Genomic DNA, 11,393 nt, shown 5'->3' with positions numbered 1-11,393 from the left:
GGCGCCGGTGGGGCTGCCGCCCGCGCACCGCGCCCGGGCCCTCCCCCGCCGCCGGGTGCCACGGTCCCCGTCGACGCCGTCCTGGCGGGCGGGCCGCCGCCGGACGTCGACCCCGACCTGCGCGACACCTTCGACGACGACGTCACGCCGGAGTCGGTGCAGCCGCTGCGGGGCCCGGAGCCCGGGCCGCTGTCCGCGGTGCGCCGCAAGCTCGGCCGCTCGCTCGTGCCGGGCGAGCACATCCTCGTCGCGCAGACCCGGCACCCGGTGGTGCTCGCCGAGCCGGTGCTCAGCTCGCTGTTCGTGCTCCTCGGCATCGCGGGGGTGAGCCCCTACCTGGGCGCGCTCGACATCGCCCGCAACGCCCTCATGGTGGTCTGGGTGGTGCTGGCCCTGCGCGCGCTGTGGGCGTGGCTGCAGTGGTCCAACGACTACTTCGTCGTCACCGACCGGCGCCTCATCCGGCTCCACGGCCTGCTCGACGTGCAGCGGGACATGATGCCGCTCACGAAGGTGACCGACATGGCGTTCCAGCGGCCGTTCTGGGGGCGTCCGTTCAACTACGGCCGGTTCGTGCTGGAGTCGGCCGGGGCCGACCAGGCGCTGCGCGTCATCAGCTACGTGCGGGACCCCGAGAACGTCGACGCCCTCATCGGCCGCCAGGTCTTCGCGAGGGCGCCGTACGGCTCCGGCGGCGGCCCCGGCAGGTGAGCGAGCTCCTCCTGCTCGGCACCGGGTCCGCCGACGGCTGGCCCAACCCGTTCTGCCGCTGCGCGTCCTGCCTGGGCGCCCGGGCCCGCGGCGAGGTCCGGGGGCAGAGCGCCGCCCTGCTGGACGGGGTGCTCCTGCTCGACTGCGGTCCCGAGGCGCCGCGGGCGGCGCTGCGCGCGGGGACGGACCTGGCCGGGGTGCAGGTGCTGCTGCTCACCCACTCCCACCCCGACCACACCAGCCCCGCCCCGGTGCTGTGGCGGTCGTGGGCCGGGCGCCGCGAGCCGCTGGTCGTCATGGGGCCGGCCGACGCGGTGGCCCCGTTCGCCGACTGGACCGGCCCGGACGACCCGGTCCGCCTCGTCGCGGTGGAGCCCGACGGCTCCGGCGCCCCCGACGAGGGCACGGAGGTCGCGGGGTACCGGTGCCGTGCGGTCCCGGGGGCCCACGAGACCCCGGTCGTGCTGTGGGACGTCACCTGCCCCGACGGGTCGCGGCTGCTGTACGCGACTGACACCGGGCCCCTGCCGGAGGCGGCGCTCGAGCGCGTGGCGGGCCGGGCCTACGACGTGGTGCTGCTCGAGGAGACCTTCGGCGACCTGCACGACCACGGCACCGGCCACCTGGACCTGACGACCTTCCCGCGCGAGCTCGACCGGCTGCGGTCGGTCGGGGCGGTCACGGCGTCGACCCGCGTCGTCGCCACGCACCTGTCGCACCACAACCCGCCGACGCCGGAGCTGGCCGCGCGGCTGGCCGCGTGGGGGGCCGAGGTGCACCGGGACGGGGTTGCGCTGACCGTCGGCGCGGGTCCCGGGGGGCCCGCCGTGGACCCGCTGCCGCGCCGCACCCTGGTCCTGGGCGGCGCCCGCTCCGGCAAGAGCACCCACGCGGAACGGCTGCTCGCCGACCGCGGGGACGTCGTGTACCTCGCCACGGCGGGGACCCGGGGGCCCGCGGACGAGGAGTGGCAGCGCCGCGTGGCCCTGCACCGCGGCCGGCGGCCCGCCGGGTGGAGCACCGTCGAGAGCTCCGGCACCGACGAGACGGTCCGGCTGCTCACGACGCCGGGCCCGCCGCTGCTCCTGGACTGCCTGTCGCTGTGGTGCACCGCCGCGCTCGACCGGGCGGGTGCCTGGGAGCAGGAGCGCTGGGCGGGCGAGGCCGAGCACGCCTACCGGGCCGAGGTGGACCGCCTGCTCGCCGCCTGGCGCGACGCCCGCCGGCCGGTGGTCGCGGTGAGCAACGAGGTGGGCTCCGGGGTGGTGCCGGCCACCTGGTCCGGCCGGCTGTTCCGGGACGAGCTCGGCCGGCTCAACGCCGCGGTGGCCGCCGCCAGCGAGCGGGTCGACTGGGTCGTGGCGGGCACCGTCCAGCGACTGCGCGGCTAGGACCGGTCGCGGAACACCTGCCGGCGGAGCACGGTTGGCGACCGAGGACCGCCGCCCGGCGGCCCGAGCACCGACCGACAGAGGGAGAACCAATGGCCACGCGCGACGCCACCGTCCACTGGAGCGGCACCATCGCCGAGGGCTCCGGCCAGCTGACGCTGGAGAGCTCCAACCTGGGGCCCTACCCCGTCTCCTGGCCCACCCGCTCGGGCGACCCGGACGGCCAGACCAGCCCCGAGGAGCTCATCGCGGGCGCCCACGCCTCGTGCCTGGCGATGAACCTGGCCGGCACGCTCGCCGGCGAGGGCCTCACGCCCGAGACCATCGACGTCAGCGCGGCCGTCACCCTCGGCCAGGACCCCGCCGGCGGGTTCCGGATCACCGGGATCGACATCACCATCCGGGCGACGGTACCCGGCGTGGACGCCGACCGGTTCGCCGAGATCGCCGCGACCGCCGAGCGCACCTGCCCGGTCACCAAGGCCCTCTCGGGCACGACCATCACCCTGGACGCCGCGCTCGACAGCTGAGCCGTCCGCACGACCGGCCGCCCCGCCCGACCGCGGGCGGGGCGCCGGGTCCGGCAGGCTGCCAGCGACGGCGGCCTCACCGACGGCGACGCTGCCAGCCCGTAGGTGCGCTGACTGGACACCTGTCCAGCCTGGACACACGTTCAGCCACGCCCACGCCCCGCCAGCCCCTGTCGGGGCTCAGCGGTCGTCCGGCTCAGCCCGTCGTAGCGACCGTGGGCTGCGGGGCGGACTGGTCGCCAGGTCCCCCGCCGGGCTCGACCGGCTCGACCGGGGTGCAGCTCGGCGCCGGCGTGGGGGTCGCCCCCTCGGACGGCACGGGTGCCGGGGACGGCGTCGCGCACGGCGGGAGGCAGGGCTCGAGGGCCTCGCCGCCGGGGGTGGCCGGCGGCTCCGTGGTCGGGCTGCCGCCCGGGGGCACGGTCGGGACGGGCTCGCAGGTCGGGTCGACGACCGGGACCGAGGGCCCGTCGCTCGGGACGGGGGTGGTGGACGGCGGGACCGTCGGCGACGGGGCCGGCTTGGTGGGCCGGACCGGCCGACCGGTGGGGACCGGCGGCGCGGTCGGGGTCGTCGTCGGGGTGGTCGGCGAGGTCGTCGGCGTCCCGGGCCCAGGAGTCGGCCGCGGCGTCACGGTCGGGCCCGTCGAGGGGCTCGGCGACGGGGAGGCGGTCGGCCCCGGGCGCACCGGGGTGCCCGCCGGCGTGGTCGGGCCGGTCACGGTCCCGCCGGTGGGGCGGCCCGGGGTCAGCGGACCGGCGCCGACGACGGTGCCCGGCGGCAGGCTCCAGCCCGGGGGCGGGGCCTCGCCGGAGAACGGCGACCAGTCCGAGCCGTCCCCGAAGCCGGGGCGCCCGTCGTTGCCGGAGGTGCCGAGACCAGCGGGGCGGCCGGTGCCGACCCCGGTCCCGACGCCGGAGCGGTAGCCCTCGGCGGTGCTCAGCACGAGCTGCACGTAGGAGGAGGAGTTGTTGTAGCGGCGCACGGCCACGGCGGCCTCGTCCGGGTCGGACAGCCCGGAGCGGCCCTCGCACAGGTACCGGGCGGCGGCGAGCGCCGCGTCGTCGATGTCCTGCGGGTTCGCGGTGCCGTCACGGTCGCCGTCGCTGCCCCAGCGGGCCCACGTGCCGGGCAGGAACTGCATCGGCCCGACCGCGCGGTCGTAGGCGGCGTCGCCGTCGAGCGTCCCGCCGTCGGTGTCGCGGATGACCTGGGTGCCGGCCAGCGAGCCGTCCAGGCGGGGGCCGAGGATGCGCGGCACGGACACGCCCTGGTCGCTCACGGTGGCCCCGCCGAAGCGGCCGTGGTTGGCCTCGACCCGTCCGATGCCGGCCAGGAGCGCCCAGTCGATGCCGCAGCCGGGCGCCTCGCGCCCCAGCACCTCGGCGGCGGCACGGTAGGCCCGCAGGGTGGGGGCGGGGATGCCGGCCGCACCGATGCCGCCGGGGATGACGGAGGCGAAGGACTCCTCGCCGAGCACGGGGACCTCGACCGGGCCGCCGGACAGGCCGAGGCCCAGGGAGCCCGGCGCCTCGCCGACCGTGCGCCGCGTGCTGCCCGGTGACCCGGCCCCGCGCGACGCGTCGCCTCGCACCCCGTCCCGGTCCCCGGGGCCAGCCTCGTCGTCGTCGTCGGCCATCCGCAGCATGTCGATGGTGCCGAGCCCGTCCTCCCCCAGGGCGAAGACGGTGTCCGGGGAGGTGCGCGCGCGCGGTCCGAGGGGCTCCGCCGCCGCCGCCGTGAGGGCGATGGAGGAGACGCCGAGCAGGGCGACGAGCGTGCGGCCCGCCCTCGAGCGGGCGACGTCGGCCCGACGTCCCCGGCTCCTGGTGCGTGCCGCCATCCTGGTGTCCCCCCCGGTGCCCGCTGGTGCTCCCGAGGATAGGCCCACGGCGCCGCCGTGGGCAGCCGGTACGGGACGATGTGCCCGCCCGGCCGCACCGGTCCGGGCGCGCGTCGGAAGGGGTCCCGGTGGTCGTCGAGGTGGCCGAGCTCCTCGGCGTGACCGTCTTCGCGCTGTCGGGCGGGCTGCTGGCCGCCCGCCGCGGCATGGACCTGTTCGGCGCCGTCGTCCTCGCGCTCGTGGCGGGCCTCGGCGGCGGCACCATCCGCGACGTCCTGCTCGGGGCGGTGCCGCCGGCGAACCTCAGCGACGCGTGGGCGGTGGGCTGTGCGGTCGGGGCCGGGGTCGTCGCCTTCTACCAGGACCTCGGGCTGGCGCGGTTCCGGCGGGCGGTGCTCGTCCTCGACGCGGGCGGCCTGGGCCTGTTCACCGTCAACGGCGCCGTCACCGCCCTCTCCCTCGGGGCACCGCCCATGGCGGCGGTGTTCCTCGGCCTGCTCACCGGCATCGGCGGCGGGGTGCTCCGCGACGTGCTGAGCGGCCAGGTGCCGGTCGTGCTCCAGGACGACATCTACGCCCTGCCGTGCCTGGCGGGCAGCGTGCTCGTCGTGCTGCTGTGGCAGGCCGACGCCTTCACCCCGGTGGCCGGCGTCCTGGTCGCGGTGCTCGTGTTCGCCCTCCGGCTGCTCGGGCGGATGCGGCGCTGGCACCTGCGTCGCACCCCGTCCCAGCCGCCGGCCTGGCCGGAGCGGCCGCCCAGGCCCGCCTGAGCCGGTGACGACAGGCCGTCGGGGGTACTCATGACACGGCACCCCGGTGCCGATAACGTCCAGCAGGCCCGACAGAGGGACGGAGGGGAGGCAGGCGTGGTGTTCCAGCCGCCGTCCGCGCGCCCCGTGCGCGCCGGTCACGGGCTGCGGCGACGGCTGTCGCGCGCGGACCCGCTGGCGGAGTCGCTGTCACTGCTCGCCGCCACCCTGGAGTCCACGGGCGACGGCATCCTCGTCGTCGACCTGGCCGGCCGCGTCGTCGGGCGGAACTCGACGTTCGAGCGGATGTGGCACATCCCCGCCGGCACCGAGGACCTCGACCGGGTCCTGCTGGCCCACGCCGTCGGCCAGGTCGCGGACCCGCAGGGCTACCGCGCCCGGGTCGCCGAGCTCTATGCCGACCCGGAGGCGGTCGCCACCGACGAGGTCGAGATGGCCGACGGCCGGGTGTTCTCCCGCTACACGCAGCCCCAGCGGATCGAGGGCCGGGTCGTGGGCCGGGTCTGGAGCTTCCGGGACCGGACCGCCGAGCGCCGGCTCGAGCAGGGCCTGCGCCGGATGGCCTACACCGACGAGCTGACCGGCCTGCCCAACCGCGCCCTGTTCATGACGCGCGGCCGGGCCATGGCCGAGGCCGCCGAGGCGACCGGGCAGCCGATGGGCGTCGCGGTGCTCGACCTCGACCACCTCAAGGCCGTCAACGACCAGCTCGGCCACCGCTCCGGCGACGAGGCGCTCACCGTCGCCGCGACCCGGCTGCGGGCGGCCGCCCGGGCCGAGGACGTCGTGGCGCGCCTGGGCGGGGACGAGTTCGGCGTGCTCCTGCCCGACGCCGGGCCGGCCACGGTCGAGGCCGTGCTGCAGCGGATGGCCGACGCCATGTCCGGGGCGCTCGTCCTGTGCGGGCGCTCCGTCACCACCACCGTCAGCGGCGGCAGCTCCGTGGGCACGGGCACCGTGTCCCTGGAGACCCTGCTCCACGAGGCCGACCTCGCCATGTACCGGGCCAAGGCCGACGGCCGCGGCCGGGTGCAGGCCTTCGACGAGCGCACCTCCCGGTCCGACCCGCGCACGGCGGCCGCCGAGGTCCACGAGGTCCTCGCCGACCCCGACGGGATGCTCGTCGTCACCCAGCCCATCTGCCAGCTGTCCTCGGGCGTGCTCGTCGGCCACGAGGCGCTGTCCCGCTTCCCCGGGCGCGGCCACCGAGAGGTCGGCGAGTGGTTCGCCCTGGCGCGCGCCGGCGGCAGCGCCCCGGCGCTCGAGGCCCGGGCGATCACGCGGGCGCGTGCCGAGCACGACCCCGCCACCGGCACCTACCTCACCCTCAACGTCAGCCCGTCCGTCCTGGGCAGCCCGACCGTGCAGGAGGCCCTGGCCGGCGACCTGTCCGGGCTCGTCGTGGAGGTCACCGAGGACTCGCGGCTCGACCTCACGGAGCTGTCGCGGCTGCTGGAGCGGCTGCGCGCCCGCGGGGCCCGGGTCGCCATGGACGACACCGGCGCCGGCTACGACGGCCTGCGTCGGCTGGTGCGGCTGCGACCGGAGATCGTCAAGCTCGACCGGGAGCTCGTGCACGCCGTGCACGAGCACCCCGAGAAGCGCGCGATGGTCGAGGCGCTCGTCTCGTTCTGCCGCCAGACCGGCTCGGTGCTCTGCGCCGAGGGGATCGAGAGCGTCGAGGAGCTCCGCGCGCTCGTGGAGCTCGGCGTCCACCTGGGGCAGGGCTGGTTCGTCGGCAGGCCCGCGGTCGGCTCGCCCCCGGTGAGCAGGGCCGCCGCCGAGGCCTGCGGCGGGATCGGGGACGTCACCCCCGGCGACATGGACCGGCTCCGGGCCCACCTGGACCGCGCCTCGACCGTCTTCGACGTCGCCCAGGCCGCGCAGCGGGCGCTGGCGGCGCTGCAGGCGGACGACCTCACGCTGTCCCTGCTGGACGGCGACGCGCTCGTGCAGGTCGACCGGCCCGCGTGGACGACGAACCAGCACCGCTGGGTGCTCGCCGACTACCCGGCGACGGCGGCCTGCCTGACGGGCGGGCACGTCCTCGCGGTGCGCGCCGACGACCCCGACGGCGACCCCGCCGAGCTGCGCCAGCTGCGCGAGGTCGGCTTCCGGTCGGTGCTCGCGGTGCCGCTGCTCAGCGACGGCCGCCCCCACGGGCTCCTCGAGGTGTACAGCCGCGCGACCCGGTCGTGGTCGGACCGCGAGGTGCGGGCCTGCCGCTACCTGGCCGACGAGGTGTCCGACGCGCTCGAGCGGATCGAGCGCGCCGCCGTCCTGCCCGTCTGACCGCGCGCCCCTGGCCCTGCCGCGGCCGGGTCGTGCAGGGTGTCCGCGTGGCAGGCACACGAGGCTTCACCGGCCGGGGCCGCAGCGCGGACCCGCGGCTGCCCCCCGGTCAGCACGACACCGGCAGCGGCTGGCCCGTGCTCACCGCGGAGGTGACGCCGTCGGTCGACCTCTCGCGGTGGACGATGACCGTCGACGGCCTGGTCGGGCGGCTGGCCAGCTGGACCTGGGACGAGCTCCGGGCGCTGCCCACGACCACGTGGTCCGGCGACATCCACTGCGTGACGACGTGGTCCAAGCTCGGGACCTCGTTCCGCGGGGTCAGCGTCGACGTCCTGCTCGAGGCGGCGGGACCCGGCCCGGGCGCGGCGTTCGTGCTGGCGACGTCGACGACCGGCTACACGACCAACCTCCCGCTCGCGGACCTGACGGGGGGCAGGGCGTGGGTGGTGTGGGAGCACGAGGGGCGCCCGCTGCCGGTCGAGCACGGCGGCCCGGTGCGCCTGCTCGTCCCGCACCTGTACTTCTGGAAGAGCGCGAAGTGGGTCACGCGCCTGACCGTGCTCGACCGCGACGAGCCCGGCTTCTGGGAGCGCAACGGCTACCACGACCGCGGCGACCCGTGGCTCGAGCAGCGCTACCAGGGCGACTGACGTGACGGGGACGTCCGCGTCCGCGGGACCGGCCGGGCCGGCCGGGTCCGGGAGCCTCACGGCGCCGACCAGCTGGGCGACCGGCGTGGTGCGGGAGGTCCGTCACCACGCCGGCGGGGCGGTGGTGCTGCGGCTCGCCGTCGACGGGATGGGCCCCCGGCTGCCGGGGCAGCACGTCGTCGTCCGGCTGCGCGCGGACGACGGGTACACCGCGTCCCGCTCGTACTCGGTGGCCTCGGACCCGGCGGACCCCCTGGTCGAGCTGTACGTCGAGCGGCTCGTCGACGGCGAGGTGTCGGGCTACCTGGGCGACGTCGTCGAGGTGGGCGACGAGCTCGAGGTCCGCGGCCCGGTCGGGGGCTGGTTCGTCTGGGACGGGGTGCGCCCCGCGCTCGCGGTGGGCGGCGGGAGCGGGGTCGTGCCGCTGGTGTCGATGCTCCGCCACGCCGGCAGCACCGGGCACCCGGACCGGGTCTGCCTGGTGGCCGCCGCCCGCACGCTCGAGCGGCTGCCCTACGCCGACGAGCTCGTGGGCGGCTGCCAGGTGGTGGCCCTGTCGCAGGAGCGCTCGCCCGCCGGTCGCGAGCCCGGCCGCCTTGTCGCGGCCGACCTGGAGCCGCTGCTGCGGACCGGGCAGCAGGTGTTCGTGTGCGGCTCGTCGGCCTTCGCCGAGCACGCGAGCCGCCTGGTCGTCGACCTCGGCGTGCCTGCCGCCGACGTGCGCGTGGAACGGTTCGGGCCGAGCGGCTGACCGCCCGGCTCAGCCGCGGACGAGGCGGCGCAGGTCGGTCGCGGGGTCGGCGAGCGCGTCCGGGTCGACGCGGACACCGCGGTCCACGAGCCGGCGGGCCGCCCGGGCGGTGAGCGCGTCGTCGACGGCGACCGCCCCGGCGAGCACGCCGTCGCGCCAGGCGAGGACCGCGAACGGGCCGGGGCCGGGCTCCCCGCGGACGACGGTCCGGGACCCCGGCTCCTCGACGACGGCCACGGTGCCGACCACCTCGACGTGCCGTCCGTGCCGGTCGCTCCAGAACCAGGGCGCGCCGCGGGCGGGCGGCTCCTGGCCGAGCAGCACGACCGCGGCGGCCAGGCCGTCCAGTCGGGCGGCGTCCCAGTGGCCGGCCGGCGCCCCCGGGCCACCGTCCGGCCGCCGTCGGCAGGTACCGTCGCCGACCGCGAGCACCCGCGGCGCCGAGGTCCGCTGCGCACCGTCGACCAGGGTGCCGCCGCCCGGCGCCACCTCGAGCCCGGCGCCGGTGGCGAGGTCGTCGACGGGGCGCATACCGGTCGCGACGAGCACCACGTCCGCCTCGAGCGCCGAGCCGTCGGACAGCTCGACCAGCACCGGGCGCCGGTCGTCGCGCTCGTCGGCGAGCCCGTCCTCGGCCCCGGCTGCAGCCGTGCCCTCGGACGCCACCGTGCCCTCGGACGCAGCCGTGCCCTCGGACGCATCTTCGCCCGAGGCCGCAGCCGTGCCCGCGGGCGCGCCGTCGGACAGCCGGACGGCGGCGGCGGTCACCAGGCGCACGCCGTAGCGGACGTGGTCGGCGGCGAGCACGCGGGCGACGTCCGCGCCGACGGCCCCGGCCACGGGCAGCGGGTCGGGGTCGACGAGCGTGACCTCGACGCCGAGCCCCACCGCGGTGGCCGCGACCTCGGCACCCACCAGCCCCGCGCCGAGGACGACGAGCCGCCGGCCCGGCAGGAGGTGCGGCCGCAGGGCCCGGGCGTCGTCGAGCGTCCGCAGCGCCAGCGCCAGCTCCACGCCCGGCACCGGCGGCCGGGCCGCCCGGCCGCCCTCGGCGAGGACGACGGCATCGGCCGTGAGGACCGTCCCGTCCGCGAGCGTCACCGCGGCGGGCACCTGGTCGTCACCCGGGTCGAGCCGGACGGCGGCGCTGCCCGTGCGGACGTCGACGCCCTGGTCTCGCAGCAGCTCGTGGGGGTAGGGCGACAGGTCCTCGACCTCGACCTCGTCGCGCAGGAACGCCTTGCTCAGCGGCGGCCGGTCGTGGAGCGCGTCCAGCCGGTCGAGCAGGACGAGCGGCCCGCGGTGGCCGAGGCGCCGGAGCTCGACGGCGGCGCTGAGCCCGGCCACCCCGCCACCGACGACCACGACCCGGCCGTCCGTGGTGATCACCGGGGGGTCACGCCTGCGGGGCCTCGCCGGGGAAGAGCCACACCTGGCCGTCCCGGACCTCGACACGGTGGCAGCGCGCGGTCTTCGTCGCGGGGAGCGACAGCGCCTCGCCCGTGGTGAGGGAGAACCGGGCCGCGTGCAGCGGGCACTCGACCGTGCCGTCCTCCACCCAACCCTCCGACAGCGACGCCAGCGCGTGCGTGCACGTGTCGTCGAGGGCGTGGAAGCTGCCCTCGTCGTTGAACACAGCGATGTCGTCGCCCGTGCCGACCACCGCGCGACCGACCAGCCGCGCCTCGCCGCTGGGGATCTCGTCGACCCCGCAGACCTGCATGCCCTCGCTCACGTGCCCTCCAGGCTCGTCCTCGCTGAGAGGCCATCCCACCACGGGCCCGCCCGGCGCACCGTCCGGGGAGGGGCCGGCCCGGGAACGTCACACCCGGGCACGGGACGGGCGTCCGCGCAGTCATCGTCGATCGCCCGGACGCCCGTGGCGGCGGTGCGAGCGTCCGCGCAGTCGTCATCGATCGCCCAGACGCCCGTGGCGGCGGTGCGGGCGGCCGCGCAGTCATCATCGACCGCCGCGCGGCCCCGTGGCGGCGGTGCGGGCGGCCGCGCAGTCATCGTCGACCGGCGCGGCTGCCGGCGGGGTCACGGGGCGGGCAGGACCTGGAGGACGTCGCGGTACCTGACGTCGTCGGGGTCGCCGAAGCGGTAGGCACCGGGCCAGTCCGGGGCGGGGAAGGTGATGAACGTCCGGGACGGCACCGTGGCGACGAAGCTGCCGTCGTCGGCGCGCAGCTCCACGGCGTCCGGGCTGGTGCTGTAGACGGTGACCGGCACCCCGGCCGTCACGGGCGCGCCCAGGTGGAGCCGATCGGCGTCGACCAGGACCGACACCTGCAGCGGACCATGGTCGTGGCCGCTCATGTCCTCGGCCGGGGGCGCAGCAGGGGCGACCGGCGCGGAGGGGTCGACCGGCGCCGCGGGAGCGACCGGGGCCGCGGGCACGCCGTCGACCGGGTCACCGGGCGCGGCGGGACCGCCCGGCGCGGCGGGGTCC

At 77.6% G+C, this 11,393-nt stretch carries 11 protein-coding genes; 7 read left to right on the top strand and 4 right to left on the bottom strand.

The genetic code is table 11. From position 1 onward, the window contains the following. The 3 genes from WCS02_RS12360 to WCS02_RS12350 all read left to right on the top strand — a co-directional run. Nucleotides 1-711, top strand: a 711-nt coding sequence (locus WCS02_RS12360; RefSeq protein WP_340293612.1) for a PH domain-containing protein, incomplete at its 5' end; no start/stop codon positions are given. Continuing rightward, complete coding sequence (locus WCS02_RS12355) at nucleotides 708-2,102, top strand: bifunctional adenosylcobinamide kinase/adenosylcobinamide-phosphate guanylyltransferase (protein WP_340293609.1); 1,395 nt, start codon at nucleotides 708-710, stop codon at nucleotides 2,100-2,102. The genes WCS02_RS12360 and WCS02_RS12355, both read left to right, overlap by 4 nt. 92 nt (nucleotides 2,103-2,194) lie before the next feature. Next, nucleotides 2,195-2,632 (top strand): OsmC family peroxiredoxin, encoded by a 438-nt coding sequence (locus WCS02_RS12350; RefSeq protein WP_340293607.1) that lies wholly within the window; start codon nucleotides 2,195-2,197, stop codon nucleotides 2,630-2,632. A gap of 196 nt (nucleotides 2,633-2,828) precedes the next feature. Here WCS02_RS12350 and WCS02_RS12345 read toward each other — a convergent pair whose 3' ends face one another. Next, nucleotides 2,829-4,475, bottom strand: a complete 1,647-nt coding sequence (locus WCS02_RS12345; protein WP_340293605.1) for a lysozyme family protein — start codon at nucleotides 4,473-4,475, stop codon at nucleotides 2,829-2,831. A 128-nt stretch (nucleotides 4,476-4,603) separates the two neighbouring features. On the opposite strand from WCS02_RS12345, the gene WCS02_RS12340 reads away from it, so the two are divergent. The 4 genes from WCS02_RS12340 to WCS02_RS12325 all read left to right on the top strand — a co-directional run bounded on the left by WCS02_RS12340 (nucleotide 4,604) and on the right by WCS02_RS12325 (nucleotide 8,941). Continuing rightward, on the top strand, nucleotides 4,604-5,245 hold the full coding sequence (locus WCS02_RS12340) for a trimeric intracellular cation channel family protein (protein ID WP_340293603.1): 642 nt from the start codon (nucleotides 4,604-4,606) through the stop codon (nucleotides 5,243-5,245). 96 nt (nucleotides 5,246-5,341) lie between these two features. Beyond that, nucleotides 5,342-7,537, top strand: coding sequence for an EAL domain-containing protein (locus WCS02_RS12335; RefSeq protein ID WP_340293600.1), 2,196 nt, complete (start codon nucleotides 5,342-5,344; stop codon nucleotides 7,535-7,537). Between the two features lie 47 nt (nucleotides 7,538-7,584). Further along, the gene (locus WCS02_RS12330) at nucleotides 7,585-8,190 is read left to right on the top strand and encodes a sulfite oxidase-like oxidoreductase (protein ID WP_340293597.1); all 606 of its coding nucleotides are present in this window, start codon (nucleotides 7,585-7,587) and stop codon (nucleotides 8,188-8,190) included. A 1-nt stretch (nucleotide 8,191) separates the two neighbouring features. After that, entirely contained in the window at nucleotides 8,192-8,941 is a 750-nt protein-coding gene (locus tag WCS02_RS12325; protein WP_340293594.1) for an FAD-binding oxidoreductase, read from the top strand. Between the two features lie 9 nt (nucleotides 8,942-8,950). Here WCS02_RS12325 and WCS02_RS12320 read toward each other — a convergent pair whose 3' ends face one another. The 3 genes from WCS02_RS12320 to WCS02_RS12310 form a co-directional block, all read right to left on the bottom strand. Continuing rightward, nucleotides 8,951-10,330, bottom strand: coding sequence for an NAD(P)/FAD-dependent oxidoreductase (locus WCS02_RS12320; protein ID WP_340293591.1), 1,380 nt, complete (start codon nucleotides 10,328-10,330; stop codon nucleotides 8,951-8,953). A gap of 7 nt (nucleotides 10,331-10,337) precedes the next feature. After that, nucleotides 10,338-10,676, bottom strand: a complete 339-nt coding sequence (locus tag WCS02_RS12315; RefSeq protein ID WP_340293588.1) for a bifunctional 3-phenylpropionate/cinnamic acid dioxygenase ferredoxin subunit — start codon at nucleotides 10,674-10,676, stop codon at nucleotides 10,338-10,340. Nucleotides 10,677-10,981: 305 nt separating this feature from the next. Then, nucleotides 10,982-11,393, bottom strand: a 412-nt coding sequence (locus WCS02_RS12310; RefSeq protein ID WP_340293585.1) for a hypothetical protein, incomplete at its 5' end; no start/stop codon positions are given.

The organism is Aquipuribacter hungaricus (assembly GCF_037860755.1).
Lineage (GTDB): Bacteria > Actinomycetota > Actinomycetes > Actinomycetales > JBBAYJ01 > Aquipuribacter > Aquipuribacter hungaricus.
The sequence above is the reverse complement of the archived record's forward strand: the minus strand, read 5'-3'. Positions and strand labels throughout refer to the sequence as shown.